The organism is Paenibacillus donghaensis (assembly GCF_002192415.1).
Taxonomy (GTDB): domain Bacteria; phylum Bacillota; class Bacilli; order Paenibacillales; family Paenibacillaceae; genus Paenibacillus_AQ; species Paenibacillus_AQ donghaensis.
In genome coordinates this window covers 844489-864625 of record NZ_CP021780.1, presented here as the reverse complement: position 1 = coordinate 864625, position 20137 = coordinate 844489, and the positions used below count along the sequence as shown (strand labels likewise).

At 53.1% G+C, this 20137-nt stretch carries 14 protein-coding genes; 5 read left to right on the top strand and 9 right to left on the bottom strand.

Annotation, left to right across the window (positions count from 1 at the left end; genetic code table 11):
* Positions 1 to 47: 47 nt before the first annotated feature.
* Complete coding sequence (gene ilvD / locus B9T62_RS03485; RefSeq protein ID WP_087913990.1) at positions 48 to 1736, top strand: dihydroxy-acid dehydratase; 1689 nt, start codon at positions 48 to 50, stop codon at positions 1734 to 1736.
* A gap of 650 nt (positions 1737 to 2386) precedes the next feature.
* Here ilvD and B9T62_RS03480 read toward each other — a convergent pair.
* Complete coding sequence (locus B9T62_RS03480; protein ID WP_087913989.1) at positions 2387 to 3793, bottom strand: polysaccharide deacetylase family protein; 1407 nt, start codon at positions 3791 to 3793, stop codon at positions 2387 to 2389.
* Positions 3794 to 4036: 243 nt separating this feature from the next.
* Here B9T62_RS03480 and B9T62_RS03475 point away from each other — a divergent pair, with 243 nt between their 5' ends.
* Entirely contained in the window at positions 4037 to 5200 is a 1164-nt protein-coding gene (locus B9T62_RS03475) for an AI-2E family transporter (RefSeq protein WP_087913988.1), read from the top strand.
* Here B9T62_RS03475 and B9T62_RS03470 read toward each other — a convergent pair.
* The 8 genes from B9T62_RS03470 to B9T62_RS03430 form a co-directional block, all read right to left on the bottom strand.
* A complete protein-coding gene (locus tag B9T62_RS03470) occupies positions 5197 to 7011 on the bottom strand; it encodes a peptidoglycan D,D-transpeptidase FtsI family protein (RefSeq protein WP_087913987.1) in 1815 nt (604 codons plus the stop codon). The two genes, B9T62_RS03475 and B9T62_RS03470, sit on opposite strands and share 4 nt — an antisense overlap.
* Positions 7012 to 7830: 819 nt before the next feature.
* Positions 7831 to 9900 carry a methyl-accepting chemotaxis protein gene (locus B9T62_RS03460; RefSeq protein ID WP_169834320.1) on the bottom strand — a complete coding sequence of 690 codons (2070 nt, stop codon included), beginning with the start codon at positions 9898 to 9900 and terminating at the stop codon, positions 7831 to 7833.
* Between the two features lie 46 nt (positions 9901 to 9946).
* Positions 9947 to 10909, bottom strand: coding sequence for an acetylxylan esterase (locus tag B9T62_RS03455; protein WP_087913984.1), 963 nt, complete (start codon positions 10907 to 10909; stop codon positions 9947 to 9949).
* Between the two features lie 133 nt (positions 10910 to 11042).
* The gene (locus tag B9T62_RS03450) at positions 11043 to 12065 is read right to left on the bottom strand and encodes a glycoside hydrolase family 130 protein (RefSeq protein WP_087913983.1); all 1023 of its coding nucleotides are present in this window, start codon (positions 12063 to 12065) and stop codon (positions 11043 to 11045) included.
* Positions 12066 to 12119: 54 nt separating this feature from the next.
* A complete protein-coding gene (locus B9T62_RS03445) occupies positions 12120 to 12953 on the bottom strand; it encodes a carbohydrate ABC transporter permease (RefSeq protein WP_087913982.1) in 834 nt (277 codons plus the stop codon).
* A 4-nt stretch (positions 12954 to 12957) separates the two neighbouring features.
* On the bottom strand, positions 12958 to 13839 hold the full coding sequence (locus tag B9T62_RS03440) for a carbohydrate ABC transporter permease (protein ID WP_087913981.1): 882 nt from the start codon (positions 13837 to 13839) through the stop codon (positions 12958 to 12960).
* A 17-nt stretch (positions 13840 to 13856) separates the two neighbouring features.
* Positions 13857 to 15227, bottom strand: coding sequence for an ABC transporter substrate-binding protein (locus tag B9T62_RS03435; protein ID WP_087913980.1), 1371 nt, complete (start codon positions 15225 to 15227; stop codon positions 13857 to 13859).
* 342 nt (positions 15228 to 15569) lie between these two features.
* Entirely contained in the window at positions 15570 to 16337 is a 768-nt protein-coding gene (locus tag B9T62_RS03430) for a response regulator transcription factor (protein WP_087913979.1), read from the bottom strand.
* A gap of 237 nt (positions 16338 to 16574) precedes the next feature.
* Between B9T62_RS03430 and B9T62_RS03425 the strand changes: the two genes are divergently transcribed.
* The 3 genes from B9T62_RS03425 to B9T62_RS03415 are packed head-to-tail and all read left to right on the top strand — an operon-like array spanning position 16575 to position 19948.
* Positions 16575 to 17522, top strand: a complete 948-nt coding sequence (locus B9T62_RS03425) for a glycoside hydrolase family 113 (RefSeq protein ID WP_087913978.1) — start codon at positions 16575 to 16577, stop codon at positions 17520 to 17522.
* Positions 17523 to 17546: 24 nt separating this feature from the next.
* Complete coding sequence (locus B9T62_RS03420) at positions 17547 to 18767, top strand: AGE family epimerase/isomerase (protein ID WP_087913977.1); 1221 nt, start codon at positions 17547 to 17549, stop codon at positions 18765 to 18767.
* 2 nt (positions 18768 to 18769) lie between these two features.
* Complete coding sequence (locus B9T62_RS03415) at positions 18770 to 19948, top strand: glycoside hydrolase family 130 protein (RefSeq protein WP_087913976.1); 1179 nt, start codon at positions 18770 to 18772, stop codon at positions 19946 to 19948.
* The last annotated feature ends 189 nt before the right edge of the window (positions 19949 to 20137 follow it).

Here is a 20137-nt window from a genome sequence, read left to right as displayed (position 1 = left end):
AACACTTTGTATTTTTATAATAGAAGCTTATTTAGGGGGAAGTTATTATGGCACCAGCCAAGAAAATGCGTTCAGACATGATCACCAAAGGCTTCGACCGCGCTCCGCACCGCAGTCTTCTGCGTGCAGCAGGCGTAAAGGAAGAGGATTTCGGCAAGCCGTTTATCGCGGTCTGCAATTCTTATATCGATATCGTGCCAGGGCATGTGCATCTGCAGGAGTTCGGCAAAATCGTCAAGGAAGCCATCCGTGAGGCGGGCGGTGTTCCTTTTGAATTCAACACCATCGGTGTGGATGACGGCATCGCCATGGGCCATATCGGGATGCGTTATTCGCTGCCAAGCCGCGATATCATTGCCGATTCTGTGGAAACGGTCGTGTCCGCACACTGGTTCGACGGCATGGTCTGCATTCCCAACTGTGACAAGATCACTCCCGGAATGATGATGGGCGCGCTGCGCGTCAACATCCCGACGATCTTCGTCAGCGGCGGCCCGATGAAAGCCGGCGTAGACAGCAAAGGCAAGAAGCTCTCCCTCACCTCTGTGTTCGAAGGGGTTGGCGCGCATCAGGTTGGCAAGATCAACGATGCTGAGCTGCTGGAATTGGAACAATACGGCTGTCCTACCTGCGGTTCCTGCTCAGGTATGTTCACGGCCAACTCGATGAACTGTCTGGCCGAAGCCCTTGGCCTGGCTCTTCCGGGTAACGGCACCATCCTGGCTGTAGCTGATGAACGGAGACAATTCGTGCGTGACTCCGCCACCCAGCTGATGGAGCTGATCAAGCTCGACCTGAAGCCGCGTGATATCGTGACCAAGGAATCGCTCGATAATGCTTTTGCGCTGGATATGGCTATGGGCGGCTCCACGAACACCGTGCTGCATACCCTGGCTCTGGCCCAGGAAGCAGGTATTGATTATCCGCTGGAGCGGATCAATGAAGTGGCGAACCGTGTGCCTTACCTCTCCAAGCTGGCACCTGCCTCCGATTATTTCATTGAGGATGTGCATCAAGCCGGCGGCGTAAGTGCCGTGCTTAACGAGCTGCTGAAGAAGCCGGGCGCCTTGTACGGCGACTGTATGACCGTAACCGGCAAGACATTGGCCGAGAACGTAACCGGCCATGAGATTATGGATACGAATGTTATCCATACCCTGGACAACCCTTACTCCGAAGTTGGCGGTCTGTCCGTACTCTACGGCAATCTGGCACCGCAAGGATCCATCATCAAAGTCGGCGCAGTAGATGCATCCGTAGGCGGCTACCACAAAGGACCTGCCATCTGCTTCGACTCCCAGGAGTCGGCTCTGGAAGGTATCGCGAACGGCAAGGTTAAGGAAGGCCATGTCGTTGTTATCCGCTACGAAGGACCTAAAGGCGGACCGGGCATGCCGGAAATGCTGGCTCCTACGTCCCAGATCGTGGGCATGGGTCTCGGCGCCAAGGTCGGCCTAATCACCGACGGCCGTTTCTCGGGCGCTTCCCGCGGCATCAGCATCGGCCACATCTCACCGGAGGCGGCTGAAGGCGGCCCGATCGCTTTTGTCGTAGATGGAGACATCATCGAGTTGGACCTCAACAACCGCAAGATTGAGCTGCTGGTTGAAGAAGAAGTGCTCGCAGTCCGCCGCAGCGAATGGAAAGGCTTCGAGCCTAAAGTCAAAACCGGCTACCTGGCGCGTTACTCCAAGATGGTAACCAATGCGAGCAATGGTGCGGTGCTGAAGATCTAATGAAAGACCAACCTCGAAACTAATTATATGGCCCGATCCCTGCTTACAGGGATCGGTTTTTTTGCTGCAGTTTGGCAGTATCTTGACAAGGCAATTGTGCGTCGTGTGGGAAATGTAACTGGAGGGCGAGGTGAAGTGAGTCGATATGTGTGTTGACGGGTATTGCTGGGCATTAGTTGGGCGTTCTGCCAGGCGTTATGGAGGGCGTGAGCAAAGGGCATCACATGCATCACATCCCCCCACTGCGGACCGAGGAGCCCCTATTTGCCGAATTTCCGGGTAATTTACCCACTTACGGACTCAGGAGCCCCTATTCCTCTCGAACCCTGCTGTTTTGCTCCAACAATAGCGTTATAGAGGCTATACGGTCCGTAACAATGGCAAATTAAGCTGAAAAGCACAAATAAGAGCTATACGGTCCGCAGAGTGGAAAGTAACTGGGGTGTTTAGGCGGGGGTCAACACAATGGCGGGTATGCGAATTGAACATGAAACAGCGGCTCCACCGCCCCATTAGGGCAGTGAAGCCGCTGAATTAAGTAACCACATGTAGTAGTTTATTATTTCGTTCGAAGCAATGAATGCAAAGTGAAATCAATTTCAACCGGATTGCCGTTTAGCGGCGAATAAGTGCGAAAGTGTAGGTCTTGCTTACTGTACAACCGTTGCACTTGGCAGCTCTGCTTCCACTACCGTGCCTCTTTGTGCCGCTGGCTGCGACTGCTCTTCCTTCCCCTTGCGTTCGCCTGGTGAGATGGAGTTCTTATGCTGCGTCTGGTTCATCTGATCCAGCAGCCGGGATACAGGCATCAGAATCATCTTGGGTACCAGCGCCTCACTGCGTTCCTTCAGTCTCGCTCCGCCTGCAGGATGGATCACGCTGAGTAGTAAACTTAGGTAGAGCTTGGTGGAGCGGGCAAACCAGCCGTCTGGCAGATCCAATACCGTGAAGCCGAATTTCTCCGGTCCCCGGTTGATCATAGTGACGCCATACAACGCTTTGGCCTCACACAGAGCCGGATCATCCGCGATCAGCTCTGCCAGAATCGGCAGATCCTTCTCCATCCGGCGGATCATGCGGATCGCCAGCTGGGCTGATGAACGGGAATGTATTCCGAGATCGAACAGCTGCCGGTTGTCGACATGCAGTTCAATCACGAGGTCACCCTTACCCAACATAGAACCACCTTCCAGCATAACCGGATCACCATTGTACTTGCGCAGCCGGTAGTGCAGGAACGGATCTGTTGGTGAAATTGTCTTGAGCTGGAACAGCACCTGAAAAACCTGCTCCCACGCCAGCCACAAACCCACAATTAGCCGTTTGCCAAAAGAAAGCCGCTGAATCGGCGAGGCCTCCACCCGCTTGATCATCTGATCTACCCGGATGCTGCGCAGCCCTCTACTCTCTGCCTCCAGCAGTGTGCGCTCCAGCGCCAGCAGCATATTCTGCGGGGCATCCGGGTCTGCGCCAAGCGTTGCGCCGCTGTCGTGCAGCAGCATGACTTCGCCGGGATTCAATCTCGAGATCATTTTTTCGGCCAGTCGGTCCGCACCCAGCTTCTCCCGCCAATCGCCAAACATGGCTGACCAGAGCACAATCTGTACCTGGCGCCGTTTGGAGATGTCGAACAAATTCACAATACCCCAGGGCGGGCGGTAGTAGGTACTTTTTTCGCCGGTAATGTTATAGATAATATCTGCGGTACGCTGAATCTGCCGCCGGACCGTTGCCGGGCGCATCAGCCAGTTGGTCTTGTGCACATAATTATGAATGCCGATCAGATGCCCTTCGTCGTGCATACGCTTGATCAGCTCAGGGTATCGTTCCGCATTGGAGCCTACTACAAAAAAAGTTGCCTTCGCGCCATAACGCTGGAGCATATCAAGCAGCATGGGTGTAAATTTCGGGTCGGGTCCATCATCAAAGGTGAGCGCGAACTCAGATTTTCCAATTCCTTTACGGAAGACGCGGTAGCCGAAGATCCGGCTGATCATTCCGGGAATAAATGCATAAAATGATGAAATATAAAATAACCAGAGCAGCAAAGTCTGCATGTAAAATTCCCCGCTTTTCCAGAGTTGACTTTGGCTCGCCTTATTTCTGCCAGCAGGTCGTCGAGTACGGCCAAGTAGAGTGGAAGGTTCGCCGGTTCGTGAAGATTTTTAGGATCAGGCAAAAAAAACGTTTCCCCCTATTTTAACACAGCAGGCAAACAAATAGACAATTTCTAAACAAAATCATGTACAATGAATTCAAACTGCTATCCACTTTCCCATGAAAAGGAGTCGTTTATTTCTATGCTGCCGCTCTACAAAAAATATTGGCGCACCGTTTTTGATATCGGGCTGCTCGTCTTGACCGTCTATTTAGTGATGTTCAGCTTCAGCAAGCTTTATCAACTGGCTGCCCCGGTATTCCTGTCCTTTTTTGTTTTTCTGCTGATTGAGCCTTTGGCCCGTCTGCTCAACCGCAGAGGCCTCGCCAAACCGTTCGCATCGGCCATCTCCGTACTGCTGTTCCTGATCGTGCTGCTCGGTGTACTGTTCGGGGCCGGACTGCTGGTTACCTCACAGCTAATCGCTTTCCAGGTCAACCTGCCCAAGTATACATATGTAGTTCAGCAGCATTTTGCCGAATTCACAACCTATCTGCAGCTCAAAATAAACAGTCTCCCGCCCGACATCACTGCCAAGCTGAATGGCTATTTCACGGATGCCACCAATCTTCTCTCCCAATGGCTCATTATTGTCTTTAAATATTTGGTTGGCATCCTTGGCTCTTTTTCTTCCTTTATGGCCAATTTCGGGGTGGCTATTATCCTGGCGTTTTTCCTTAGCATGGAGATCAAGGATTGGCGTAAAATTGCCCATGACAAAATGCCGCTGACGTTCAAGAAAGCCTTCGCTTTTCTGCAAGGCAATGTCTTCAAGGCCATCGGCTCTTATCTGAAGGCGCAGCTGATTCTGATCAGCATTACCTTCGTTATTGTGCTGGCAGGTCTGCTAATCCTGCGGAGTGGCAATGCGATTACGATGGCGCTGGTCTGCGCCGTGTTCGATGTGCTGCCGCTGCTCGGCGTCTCAACTATTCTGATCCCGTGGATCATTTACCTGTTCATTGTGGGCAACACTTCGCTTGCCATCGGTCTGATTGTGCTGCTTGCTGTGGTCCTGATTGTAAGACAGCTGCTCGAACCGAGGATTACGGGCAATTCCATTGGTGTATCGTCAGCGTTTCTGATGCTCTCCTTTATGATTCTGTCCACCTCGGCCTTCGGCATCGCCGGTCTGATCCTCTCGCCGATCCTGCTGATTCTCTTAAAGGAACTGCTCCAGCAAGGGTATCTGCAGAGCTGGATTCACCTGCCGGAGGGAGAATTCATCGTCTCTCCGTTTGCTTCGGCCGGACCGGTGCCCACCGGTGAACCGGTCACCGAGCCAGAGCCACCGGCAGCGCCTTAGAGCTTCTGCTGAGCCTCTGCCGCAGAGCGGGAGAGCAAATCCTGCACCTGGCCAAACAGCCGGGTTGCCAGATGGGGACTGCCGGGCGCTACGTTCTCCACAGCTACGGATACGGCATACCTGGGCTGGTTCACCGGCCCGTAGCCGATGAACCACTGGTTATTGCGCTTCGCCCCCTTCACCAGCGTCTGGGCGGTGCCGGATTTGCCCGCCACTGTCCAGTGCGTGCCGCGCAGCTGCCTGCCGGTGCCTTCCGTGACCACAAGCCGCATCCAGGCTAACAGCTGTTTCGCCGTGGACGGTGAGACGCTGCCGCCCTGATGCGGTGCGAGATGCACCGGAAGATCGGCCAGCTTCTGCCCGTTGGCGAAGGAGACCCGCTGCAGAATGCGCGGGGCTCTAACCTCTCCGCCATGCAGCAGGGTGACGATCAGATTCGCCGCCTGCAGCGGCGTCATCCGCACGTCACGCTGTCCGATGGCGGACTGCACCCGAGCCCCGCTGTCGTCCGTCTCCAGCGAGGCGAAGATGGTGCCGTGCTGCTCGCCGGCCAGCGGCCTCAGCAGCGGCAGTCCCAGGGTATCCCTGGACTGCCAGCCGATCTCGCGGCCCAGGCCGAGCGCCAGCGCAGCGGACTCTAGCTGCGCGCCTTGCAGCCGCTCGGCCAGAGTGGCGAACACGGTATTGCAGGACACGGCGAACCCTTGCGCCAGCGTGAGGGAGCCGTGTTTTTTGTGCTGCGGACAGGACAAGCCATATTTGCCGTATTCACCGGCACAATGGAACACTTCGTCCGCTGTGGTTAGCCCCGCCTCCAGGGCGGCGGCGGCGGTAACGATTTTGAAGATGGAGCCGGGCACCGCCTGCTGCAGCGCCCGGTTATTCCATTGCCCGCCTTCCGGAGAAATCTGCCCCGGATTATAGAAGGGCAGTGACACCATTGCTTCAACATCCCCGGTTCCCGCATCCAGCACTACAATGGCCCCCTCTTTCATTCCAGCCTCCAGAGCCAATTGCTCAATGCCTTCCTGCAGTTGCTTGTCGATGGTCGTAAATAGGGCGAGCGGGTAATATGGATTGCCTGGCGACCTCACCTGAAGCTTGTTTCCAGGCAGGCGATTGCCCCGCGCGTCCACCTGCGCATAAGCTTCGGTATGCCCGACTCCTCTCAGCAGCGGCTCCAGCGTCTTCTCCAGTCCATCCGTACCGCTGAGCGGAACTCTGAGTTTGGATGGCTCAGCTGTGGTCCCTGGCTTGGCTGCGGCCTCCGACAAATAACCCAGCCATTGTCTTCCGCTGGAACTCCCGTTATATCTGCGTGCATAGGGCAGTACAGACACACCGTCGATGCCAAGCTGCCTGATCTCCTCCGCCTGCTGCAGCGTCAATTCCAGCGGTTCCTTGCTCGCTGGCGAAGGCCAGAGCAATGGCTGCTTCAGATCCATCCGGCTTCCCAGCAACTGCTCATAGCTCACTCCAAGGATGGCCGCAAGCCTGCGCAGCGGACCACTGTCCGCCGTCGCCACTTGGGCCGACCTCCCCTTATCCTCCTGAGGAAAAAAAGCAGCCGTCCAAACCGTCTCCCCGGCAAGCGGCTGCCCGCTCCGGTCATACAAGCGGCCTCTCCCCGTATCCAGCACCGTCTCCCGTTCGCTCTGGATTTGCGCCATTTGGGCTAACGAATAGTTGGCGCCCGGAACAGGCTCGTCCTTCAGCACCAGCTGCACCCAGGCCAGCCGCAGAATCAGCAGAGCAACCGCAGCAGACAGAATAAACAACGCTCCCCTTATACGTGTACGGCTAAATTTCATGCAATATCCTCCTAGAAGCCATTCCTAAGCTTTATTATGTCCCAGCCTGTTAATTTCTTACACTTATTTTAACCTCAACCTCTCCAGTCCAGCCACTCCATACGAAGCTCAGTTTCTCATCCAAGCCAATCTACAGCCGCCGCTCCTAACTTCAATCAATGCACAACCAATTACATACTGCAGCATCTTCCCGCTCATCCTGCTACTCATCACCTGTCTGTATGCCGATAGCACCTGTTATGTCCGCCGCCTTCTGTTACGGACCGAGAGGACTCTATTTGCGCTGAATTCGGCTTATGGAGTGCTGTTACGGACTGAGGAGCCGTTATTCGAGTAACTTTGCTTCGTTTGAGGCTCAAATCCGCTCAATAACGGCCATACGGTCCGCAACAGAAGAAAAGTGGGCTAAATCGCATGAATAAGGGCTATAGGGTCCGTAGTGCATGGGGTAGGCACATTGTGGGTTGGTTGGTTCGTCGGTTCGTCGGTTCGTTGGTTCGTTGGTTCGTTGGTTGGTTGTCCATTCATTGGTCGTTCGTTTGTTGGTCGTTTGTTGGTTCATTCGGTCGCGAGCTCTGGGTTCGTTGGTTCGTCGGTCCGTTCGTTCGGTCGCGGGCTCTGGGTCCGTTGGTTAGTCGGTTCATTCATTGGTTGCTCCGTTCGTCCGTCCATTCCTTGGTTCGGGGTCGCGCAGGTTGCCGCATTCCCGGTTCCCCATTCGCCAGTCCGCCGCTCCGTCCTTTCATCGCTCGCACCAACGCAGTCTGCCTCCCCAACACCCATCACAAAAGCCGCCCCCACAAAGGGAGCGGCCGGAAACTACAAACTAAACTTGGACAAGCGATCCTTTAGCTGTGAGGAAGCCCGTTCCAGCTTGGCTGACAGTCCGACCAGATGGTCGCTGACGCTCTGCTGCTCGCCGCTGAGCGAGGCCACCTCCTCGGAGGCGGCGGAGGATTCCTCAGCGAATGAGCTGACATTGCCAATGGTCTCTGACAGCACCCGCTGGGATTGGCCCAGTCCATCTATTGAATAGGTTACCGAATCGAGACGGGTAATGAATTGCTCCATCTGTGCCTGCACGGTTACGAAGATCTCGCTGGTATTCTTCACAGAATCCATCTGCTCATGGAACAGTGGGGCCACCTCAGCCAGCGCAAACACGGTTTCGTTCATATCGTTCATGATTTTGTCCGTAATTTCGCCCACCATGGCGATTGAGGACTTGGACTGATTGGCCAGCTGGCGGATCTCATCCGCCACGACCTTGAAGCCCTGGCCCGCTTCACCGGCCCGCGCGGCCTCAATGGAAGCGTTCAGCGACAGGATGTTGGTCTGCTGCGTGATGCTCTTCATGACCTCAAGCACCTGGATTACCGAGGAAGCGGTCTCCTTCAGCTCGTTGACCTTCTCCACCAGCCGGTTCGTCAGTTCACCGGTGTTGCCGGTGCGGCTCTGCAGCTCGCTTAACCGGCTTACGCCTTTCCCGCTTAACACACCCACGCTGCGCGCGGTGTTATCCATCTCATGCGCATTCGCGGCAACGGCGCTGATCTGCGCCGAGATCTGCCTGGTCAGCTCATTTCCCCGGTCCGCCTCCAGCGCCAGCCCGCCTGCACCGCCGGCAATCTCTTCAGTCGCGCTGGCAATATCCTTCGCAGCTGCAGCCGTCTTACGCGATGCGCTGCCCAGCTCATCGGCATATCCCAGCACCTCACGCGCCGTCTCATTCGTGTGAGTGACCAACTCCGAAATTCGCTCCATCATCAGATTGAACGAAGAAGACAACCTGCCGATCTCGTCCCGCGAGGTTACCTTTGTGCGCACGCCAAGCTTCCCTTCCGCTCCCTGGCTCATCAGATCGCCCAGCCGGTTCAGCGGACGCGATACCATTCTTACCATCAGGAAGCCGATCAGGATGGCAACCAATGCTGCCGCCCCAACGACCAGATACGTCGTGCGCAGAATCCGAACGGCATCCTGGGAGAGATTCTCGGCAGGTACCACGCCAAGCAGCTTCCAGCTGGAGCTGTCCAGAGTACCGTACACGGCCAGGATGGACTTGCCCCGTTCGTCTTGGGTGGGCAACGAACCAGAGCTCTCGCTCAGTCCTTCAAACAAGGTACCCCCGAGCTGCAGATAGGCATCGGTCTCCTGCTCCTGGGATGAGGCGATCAGCTCGTCCTGACCAGTGACCAGCTGCATATAGGACGCAGGCCCAAGATTCACCTTGCGCAGCTGGTCTTCCAGTTCCTGCACCGGAATGTCACTGACCACAACATAACCCGGCCCGCCGGTCTCATCCGTTGACGACTTCGCCAGACGGATCACCCCCGCACCGCCGTCTCCAGCGGCCCCGGTAATCCAGACCGCTTGTGGTTTCCCGACAAGCTGCTTGTACCAGGCCGAAGCTCTGGCCCCTTCCCCAAAGGCGGTATCGACACTTCCCGCAGCCAGCACCGGCTGATCAGCAGCAGCCGGAATCAGCATGACAGCTTGTACGCCTTCACCGGCTGACAGCCAGCGCTCCAGCTCGGATGTAAGCTTCTCTGATCCTGCTCCAGCCCCGGTTCCTGCGGCAACACCACCCGCAGCATCCGCCTGAAGCACTTCGTGGAGCTCCCGGCTGGCCAGCAGCTGATCCAGTCTGTCCTCATACCGCAGCAGCTCAATGTCCAGCTTCTCCGCCGTCTGAATCACGGTCTGCTGGTTGGCCGCCAAGGCATTATCTTCGATCGTCTCTCTCGCTACAGAATACGAGGTGTATCCCAAGGACAGCACAAGCACCATTGTCGAGATGAAGAACAGCAGAAACAGCCGCACCCCAATCGACTTTGCCGGGTGCAGCCTAATATATGTCTTCTGTTTGTTAGGTTTGGATTGAACCAAATTATTCACCGCCACTATTCGCTAGTATTCCTGTACAGTTCTCCTGTTACAAGGTCATTAGCATCTGCAGTGCCCGGTCAGCAAGGTAAGGAAGATACTCATGACCGTATTCATAATAGACCATTAATTCTTTGGACGCTGTGATTTTGTTGTATGCGGCGAATTGTGTCGAAGGAGGACAGATAGTGTCAGCCAATCCGGTCACCCACAGCACCTTGCCCTGTATCCGTCCCGCCAGGTTCTGAATATCAATATACCCGAGCCGGTTAAAAATCTCTTCCTCGCGCAGATGATGCGGATCAAAAAATCTGAAATAATAGTTGATCTCCTCATAAGCGGAAGTGGTGATATCCAGCTCCCAGGCCCGTTTGTAATCGGACAGAAAGGGGTAGACCGGCACAGCTGCCGCAATCCGCGGCTCCAGCGCTGCGCAGGCTACCGTCAGTGCGCCGCCCTGGGAACATCCGTACGCTCCGACGCGGGCCGGGTCTACCTCATCCATCGACATCAGAATCCGTGCGGTCTGCACGGTATCCAGGAAGACGTTGCGATAATACAGCCGGTCAGGATTGGGATCATCCAGCCCACGGATAATATGTCCCCGGATGGTTGTGCCCTGCACCGGCAGGTTGTCCTCCGACAAGCCGCCTTGTCCACGGCAGTCCATTGCCAGCACACTGATGCCATGGGCTGCATAAGTGACCTTCTCCATCCAGTCGCCGCTGTCACAGGAATATCCATGGAACATGACCACACCTGCGCCCTTGCTTCCACCCTTTTTCTTCGGTCTGACATATTTGCAGTGAATTTTAGCCCCGCCTACCCCGGTAAAATACAGATGGAAGCATTCAGCCAGTTCACTGGTGAATTCCGCCGGCTCCAGGGTGTAGTCCAGCGGCTGGGCATCCAGCTCCTGCAGCGCCCGTTCCCAGAACTGATCGAAATCCTGCGGTTTCGGGCTGCTGCCCGCATAAGCGTGTAATTGGGGCAGTGTCATATCGGTTGCCACTATAACTCCTCCTTTGGATGGTCATACCTTTTAGATGGTTATACATAAAGAACAGAAACGAAAAACCTGTACTTCAGGCTTTCCGTTTCTGTTGTATTACAGTTGCAGCCCTATGCTTAGCGGCCAGCGAATGCTAGATTTTGCCCAGACCGGCATCGTCACCAACTTCTTCATGGGTATCGATCACATAGTTCACGATCTCCTGAACCGTTGTATACGCTACGCCAACATAGGTGTCGGCAGCGCCATAATAGATGGCAATCCGCCCGGTTTCTGCGTCATGCAGGGTCGCGCAAGGGAACAGCACATTGTTGACGAAACCTCTCTCCTCGTACCACTCTTCAGGGGTCAGCACAAAGTTTTTGGAGCGGTATTTCACCTTGGAAGGTTCGTTGATATCCAGAATGACAGCACCCATGCTGTATACCAGACCGTTGCAGGTGCCGGTAACACCGTGGTAGAACATCAGCCAGCCTTCGCTGGTTTCAATCGGAGCAGGTCCGCCGCCGATCTTGACACTCTGCCACCAGCCCTGTCCGCCCTTAGTCATCACATGGCGGTGTTTGCCCCAATAGACGAAATCCGGACTTTCACTCAGGAATACATCACCAAACGGCGTATGCCCGCTGTCGCTTGGACGGGAGAGCATCACGAAGTTGCCATTCAGCTTCTTCGGAAACAGCACGCCATTGCGGTTAAACGGCAGGAACGGGTTCTCCAGGCTGGTGAAGCTTTTGAAATCCTGGGTTTTGGCTACACCGATAGCAGCGCCGTAGAAATCCGTACACCAAATAATGTAATACGTATCCTCAACTTTGACCAGACGTGGATCGTAAGCATACCGGGGCATGTATGGATTGCCGTCTTCATCCTTGAACTGGATCGGCTCATCGTCGATCTTCCAGTCCAGACCGTCTGCGCTGTAGCCCATCCGCAGATGCGGGCGGGTCGTGTTGTCCTCCACGCGGAATACGCCGAGGAAACTTCCTTCATAAGCAGCTACTGCACTGTTGAAGATTCGGGCTACTCCTTTGGCAGGATTACGTTTGATTACAGGATTGTCGTTATGTCTCCAGAGCGGATTCTCATAACCGGCAGGCTTCTCCTGCCAAGGCATATTCGGAATGTTGTTGCCGATGATTGTTACTTCTTTCATAGATATTACTCCTTCCAAATGTAGTGCAGCCACAGCTGCAGAATTTTCCACTTCCTATTTTACCGAACCTTGGGCAAAACCGTTATAGATATATTTCTGTAAAGCAACGAAGGCAACCAGCGTCGGAATAATCGCAATCATAATCGCGGCACAGATAACTTCCCACTGCGAGCCATAAGGCCCTTTGAACTTGAACAACGCCGTGGAGATGACCTGCAGGTCGCTTTTGGGCATATAGAGGAACGGAGTGTAGAAGTCATTGTAAATATTGACGCCCTTCACGATAATTACCGTTACAATCGCAGGCTTCAGCAGTGGTAGAATAATGCGGCCATAAATCGTCCAGTAGGATGCGCCGTCCAGCATCGCTGACTCATCCAGCGACTCGGAGATTGAATCCAGAAACTGCATAAAGATGTATACGGCGATAATATCTGTACCCAGATACATCAGGATTGGCGCCCAGCGCGTATTGAACAAGTCGAGCGCATTGATGATCTGGAAAGTAGCTACCTGGGTGGTTACCGCCGGAATCAGCGTAGCCAGCAGAAAAGCGCCCATCAGCAGCTTGCTGCCTCTGAATTTGAAGCGCGCCAGAATATAAGCGACCATAGACCCGGTCAGGGTGGCACCGGCAATCGAAATCACCACGATAAATACGGTGTTGCCGAAGCCAAGCAGCATTTTGCCGTCAATAAAAGCCTTCGTATAGTTCGAGAAGTTCAGCCAGTTCTCCGGAAGCGTAAGCGGACCGGTATTAGCGTACTCCGCATTGGTCTTCAAAGAGGCAAACAGGACCACAACAATCGGAATCAGCGCCGCAAACGCCCCTAGAATCAAGGTGAGGTATTTGAATATAGTGGCTGTAGTGTATTTTAGAGTATGCATAATTCTAAGCCTCCTCCTTAATCAGAATGCGCTGTACGATAGTGACCAGAATAACGATGAACAGCAGGATAACCGCCAGAGCCGAAGCCAGACCGAGCTTGCTGTATTTGAAGGCCACATCCACTGTCTGAATAACGAAGGTGCTGGTGCCGTTGGAGCCGCCAGTCATAACGAATGGAATTTCGAACACGCCGATCGCTCCGCTGATTGCCAGAATCAGGTTGAGCTGCAGAATGCGCTTGATACTCGGCAGAATAATATGCAAGAACTGGTGCCACCGGTTGGCCCCGTCAATGTCGGAGGCTTCGTACACATCCTTGGAAACCGACGAAATCGCTCCGAGAAAAATAATAAAGTTCATCCCCATATATCTCCAGAGCGAAGCTCCGGCCAGTGAGATATTGTTCAGGTTCGGGTTCAGCAGCCATTTCTGCTGCAGGCTCTCCAGTCCCACGAATTGCAACAGCGTGTCCAGCGTGCCATCCGGCTTGAAGAAGAACAGAAAGATAAATCCAATGGCTACTCCGTTAAGGAGCGTCGGGAAGAACAGAATACCCTTGAACAGATTTTTCATGCGGACATTAAAGCTTAGTATTGTTGCAAAATACATCGCCAGTCCCATTTGCACGAAGGTCGCGACGAAATAATACAAACTGACTTTAAATACAGCGAAATATTCAGGTTTCGTAAAAATGGTCTTGTAATTGTCAAAGCCTACATATTCCATGTTCTTGCTGAGACCGTTCCAATTCGTGAAGCTGTACTGGAACATCTTGATTACCGGGAGATAGGCGAAGGTAAACAACAGCACCACCGGAACGATTGAGAAAGCTAAAATGATAAAAATACGTTGGTTTTTATAGCTCAAATTCGATAATTTGAACACTCTCCACACCTCTTCATTTATTTGGCGGCTGTTACCTTCGCATACGAGGCTGCCCATTTGTCGTTCAGGTCTTTCATAATGTCGTCAAAGGAATCCTTGCGGTTGCCGATAGCAGCTTCAATGATGAACTTCTTGAAATCCGGCTGCCACAGACCTACTTCGGCATCCTTGTCAATCCTATCAACCCAGCCTTCCTTGCCGGCTTGTGCAGGGGTAATCGTGTCAAAGGTTACATCTGTGCCTTCGAATTGCTTCAGGATCTCAGGAAGCTCAGCGCCTTTAACTGGGCTCATGCCGCCGCCTTCGGTTGTAGGGTAGGTGGAATCATTGATGAAGAAATCCACCCAGGCTCTGGCTGCTTCCTTGTGCTTGCTGTGTACGCTGACACCGATGTTGTAGTCATCAGCCAGTGGAACCAGGATTGTGTCTGCATTGGTAGGGAACGGCATGAAGCCGATATCATCCGGATTGGTCGCTACACCTTTAATCTGGCCGATGGCCCACGAACCCAGGACCATGGTGCCGATCTTGCCGTTGGCCAGATCCGCTTTGGAGGATTCCCAGTCGGTTGTCGTAGGATCTTCTTCAATCAAGCCCTTCTGTGCGGCATCGTACATCACTTTGTACAGGTCGTAGTGCGGTTGGCCTGGAGTGAAGTTGTCAGGTGCGGCAAGCTGTGTAATATTCACGTAATCGCGGCTGCCTGCTACCGTCGGCAGAACAGATTCCCATTGGGTCAGCGGCCAGCCTGCGGCATAGTTGGTATAGATTGGAACCGCTTCGGTTTTGTCCTTAATCGACTGCAGAGCAGTCATGAATTGATCGATGGTCTTAGGCACCTCGGTAATTCCGGCATCCTGGAACACCTTTTTGTTATAGATCACACCGGTGTAGTTGATCGTGATCGGAATACCGTAAGCGACGCCATCTACAGCCCGTTCTTCCAGACCTGTATATTGCTGCTCCATCTCGGCCAGCTGACCAAGCGGTTCGAAGAAATCCGGCATATCTTTAATGGCTACACTGGTAGGCAGCAGCAGTACGTCTCCGTAATCCTCGGTGCTCATGCGGATCTTGATCTGATCCTCATAGGTAGTCAGCGCTTCGAAGTTCACTTTTACGTCCGGGTATTTCTCGTTAAATTTGGCAGCATAATCCTTGAATACGGTATCAACAATATCAGTTCTTTGAGTAATGACCGTGATTTCACCTTTAAGGTCTTGGCCAGCTTCACCGGCAGGAGTGGTTGTAGCCTCTGTACCTGCTCCGGCGTTGTTGGTAGCCTGTTCATTGCCTGTGTTGGCGTTGTTATTCGAGGAACATCCTGCGAACAATCCGGTCGTCAGCGTGAGTGCCATGAGGCCCATCATTGTTTTGCTTTTTTTCATTTCTGTAGTACCCCTCTCTTCGATTTACCTTGGCAGTTATAATAACAAAAATAATAACTTTTATCATCAAACCTTCAAGAGCAGATAACCTGTTTCTCGGCAAATTACATACTCAAGTTTGAAAATGAATGATGATATCGCTTACAAACATATTATAGATTTATTTCAGTGCTATTACGATGGTTTCAATTGTTTTTTCTGGTCTTGTATTTGTTATTTTTGTTTTAACAAAATATTTATTTGTTATTTATATTTGAATAGAAACAGCAAAAAGAGAGGACAAGCGCCCTCTCTATCTATACCGTTTGCAATTTGGATTTTTCCGGCTGCCACATTTCAAAATCAGCTTTTCGGAATTCTGTAACCGCTTTTATAATCCTTCGGCGTCATGCCGCATATTCTCTTGAATAGCTTGTTGAAATACACGGGGTCACTGTAGCCCACCTTCTCGGCAATCTCGTAGTTCTTGAGATCCGGGTGCTCCATAAGCAGCTCCTTGGCCTTGGCGATCCGAATGCCAATCAGGTAATCGGTGATCGTCTGGCCGGTCTTGAATTTAAACAGACGGCTGATATAGCTGGCATTCATCCCTACTGTATCGGCCAGACGCTCCAGCTCGAAATTATGTACATATTCCTTCTCAAGGATCGCCTTGGTCTGTTCAACGACATAATGCTCTCCGCCTTCCGGTACCGGCTGTACAGATTCTACCCCCGTCTTCAGGGCCGCTGCCTTCTTATCCTGCACACGCTTCAGCAGCTCGTAGAGCTGGGCCTTCTCGATCGGTTTCAGCAGATAGTCCAACACGCCATAGCGAATAGCCCGCCGCGCATATTCGAACTCGCTGAAGCCGCTGAGCACGGCGATCGAGAGATTCTTCATATGAACTCTCACCTCTTCAATCAGCATAAACCCATCCATACGCGGCATTTTGATATCGGTAATCAGCAGATCAATATCTTCCTCACCCAGTGTGGACAGATGCTCCCAGGCCTCCAGACCATTGCCGTATGAGCCTATAACCTTAACTTCCAGATCCATTCTGGAAGTAATCTTGACCAGTCCCCTGCGTATGACTTCCTCATCGTCCGCAATCATAACCTTAATCATTGAAGATCCGCCTCCAGTTATAGTTTCTGACCTTATGATTGCGTTATCATCCTCCCATTATAAGCTTGCCCCATTTATAAGCAAAGGTGCTGTATTGCTCTTTAGTAGTCTTGTATTGACATTCAGACAAGAACTTCTTGAAATTTCACGGTAAAAAGAGTATAAGTGAATTAAGTTGTTATCTATAAATAACAATTTCATAATAATATAATAACAAATTTGCATGGAGGTTCCAACATGGCACTAGAGAACGAATACATCGGAGGTGTAACCTGGGGATTCCCCGGCCACCGCGGAACATGGAACAACAGCGAAGCCGAACGATCGATGGAGCAGATGTCCAAGGCTACCGCTGCGAACTGGACAGCAATTGCCTTCAGTGCGTACCAGGCTACACCTCAATCCACCGAAATTCCTTACTGGCAAGCACCTACCGTCAGTGATGAAGAAGTTCACTGGGCGATTGCCAAGGGGAAGTCGCTCGGACTGAAAGTATGCCTGAAGCCGATCGTGAATTGTGCCGACGGCACCTGGCGAGCGCACATCAACTTCTTTGACAAGGATGTTCCCTGTGAGCCGAAATGGTCACAGTGGTTCAGCTCTTATACTAACTTTATCCTCCATTATGCGTCGATCGCCCAAAAGACCGGCTGCGAGATGTTCTGCATTGGCTGCGAGCTTGTCCAATCGGACCGGAGGGAGAATGAATGGCGCGCCTTGATCTCGGAAGTCCGCAAGGTCTATACCGGTACTCTTACTTATAATTGCGACAAGTACCAAGAGGACAATGTAACCTGGTGGGACGCGCTGGATGTGATCTCCTCCAGCGGCTATTATCCGGAGCAGGATTGGGAAGCCCAGCTTGACCGGATTGAGCAGGTGGTGCAGGCGGAGAACAAGCCTTTCTTCTTCATGGAAGCGGGCTGCCCCAGCCGGACCGGCAGTGCGGCGATCCCGAATGACTGGACCTTGCAGGGCGATCCTGACGAGGCTGAACAGAACCGGTTCTACCAGGCGATGTTCGCAGGCAGCGAAGCCAGAGAATGGGTTCAGGGCTTCATGTTATGGGATTGGCCGGCGCGCCTCTACTCCTTGGAGGAAGCCGCCCAGAACGACGATTATTGTATGTATGGCAAGCAGGCCGCCGGAATGATTAAGGAATATTTCACATCCAAAACTGTATAACGAGAAAGGAGTTGACCTGACTTCATGACGCTTACCTCTGAAGCATGGCTCTCACAGCTGGAAACTGAACTGAAAGATAATATTCTTGGCTTCTGGATCAAACATACGGTTGACGAGAAGCAAGGCGGTTTTATCGGTGAAATGGATAATGAGATGAATATTACTCCCGGGGCAGACAAAAGTCTTGTGTTGAACGCACGGATATTGTGGACTTTTGCGAGCGCTTACCGTTTCTATGCCCGTCCTGAGGATCTGACTATGGCCCAGCGTGCCTACGATTACCTGCTGACTCATTTCCCTGACAAAGAATATGGCGGAATGTATTGGTCCGTTGATGCCGCAGGCGCTCCATCCGAACCAAAGAAACAGTTATACGGCATGGCGTTCGCCATCTACGCATTGGCCGAATTCCATCATGCCACCGGCAGACCCGAGGCGCTGGAGGAAGCTGTTAAGCTGTTCCATACCATAGAGAAATACGGTTATGACCCCGAACATAAAGGGTATATCGAAGCCTTATCCCGTGATTGGCAGATGACCGATTACCAGATGCTCAGCGTTAAGGATCTCAATGAGAAGAAATCAATGAACACCCATCTGCATGTGCTGGAGGCTTACACCGGACTATACCGGGTATGGAAATCCGAAGAGCTGCGCGCCAAGCTGGCCGAACTGATCGTAACCATGCTCGATCATATCATTGATGCGGAGGGCAAGCACTTCCACCTGTTCCTCGATGAGGCCTGGAACGTGAAGTCCAATCTCATCTCCTACGGGCATGACATTGAGGGCAGCTGGCTGCTTACGGAGGCTGCCGAGATTCTGGGAGATCAGGAGCTGCTGCAACGCGTTCAGCGTGTAGCCCTCACCATGGCTGAAGCGGTTCTGGCTGAAGGGATTGCCGGGGACGGCGGTGTCTGGAATGAGGCTACTCCTGATGGATTGCTGAACCAAGAGAAGGACTGGTGGCCGCAGGCCGAAGCCGTAGTGGGCTTCTACAACGCCTATCAGTTGACCGGGGATGCCCGATTCCTCGAGGCTGCGCAGACTTCCTGGTCATTCATTAAGCAATACATTGTGGATCACGAGCATGGAGAATGGTTCTGGGGCGTTGACGCCAATCTGCTGCCGCTGGCTCACGAGCCGAAGGTCAGTGCCTGGAAATGCCCTTATCATAACAGCAGAGCCTGCTTCGAGATGATTGCGCGGCTCACACCCATAACAGCCAATACAAAGGAGAACTGACAATGACCTCATTATTTCAGGAACGCAAGCAACTTCTTACTGAACGTTACGAAGAGCTGATCAACCGCAAGAACAAGCTGCAGCCCGCAGGCAACGGTATCTATGACCGTTATGAATATCCGCTGCTCACCGCTGCGCATGCGCCGCTGATCTGGCGTTATGACTTCAATCCCGAAACCAATCCGTATTTCGCCGAAAGAATCGGCGTGAATGGCATCTTCAATCCCGGTGCGATTGAGCTGAACGGCAAGTTCTATATCGTAGCACGCGCGGAAGGCAACGACCGGAAATCCTTCTTCGCCGTAGCCGAGAGCAACAGCGGTGTGGACGGCTTCCGTTTCTGGGATCACCCGGTAGTGCTGCCGGAGACTGAAGTCCCGGACATCAATGTCTACGATATGCGCCTGGTCAGCCATGAGGACGGCTGGATCTACGGCTTGTTCTGTACGGAGCGCAAGGACCCGGATGCTCCGCACGGCGATCTGTCCAGCGCCGTAGCCCAATGCGGTATTGTCCGCACGAAGGATCTGAAGACCTGGGAGCGGCTCGCCGATCTAAAGACCGGCTCAGCCCAGCAGCGTAATGTTGTGCTGCATCCTGAATTCGTCGATGGCCAATATGCCTTCTACACCCGTCCACAGGACGGCTTCATCGACGCCGGCTCTGGCGGCGGAATCGGCTGGGGCTTGTCAGCTACAATTGAGAACGCCGAGATCACCAGTGAGACGATTATGGATGAGCGTCATTACCACACGATCAAGGAAGTGAAGAACGGCCAGGGACCGGCGCCGATCAAGACCCCACGCGGCTGGCTGCACATCGCTCATGGCGTACGCAATACCGCGGCAGGCCTGCGTTATGTCCTGTATGCGTTCCTGTCGGATCTGCAGGAACCGAACAAAGTTACCTACGCCCCGGGCGGCCACTTCATCGCGCCTGACGGCGAAGAACGTGTAGGCGACGTGTCCAACGTTGTGTTCTGCAACGGCGTGATCGCCCGTGACAACGGCGACATCTATGTGTATTATGCTTCCTCCGACACCCGCATCCATGTGGCCACCACCACGGTCGAACAGATGCTCGACTATGTAATGAATACGCCTGAAGATCCGCTGCGTTCGTACGCCTGCGTGCAGCAGCGCATCGCACTGATCGACCGCAATCTGCAGGTCAAGGCTTAAGGCGTTATAACCAAAACCAGCAAACTCCAAGGGATGGAGCTTGCTGGTTTTTTTAGATAGATCCTGTGTAGCTGCCTAGGAGTGATTGCTTATGCGACTGAACAGTTTCGGAGGTCGAGCCCAATAATTCCTGCAAATCTGCAGGAATTATTGGCAGATATCCTCACCCGGCACCAAAACCTGCAAATG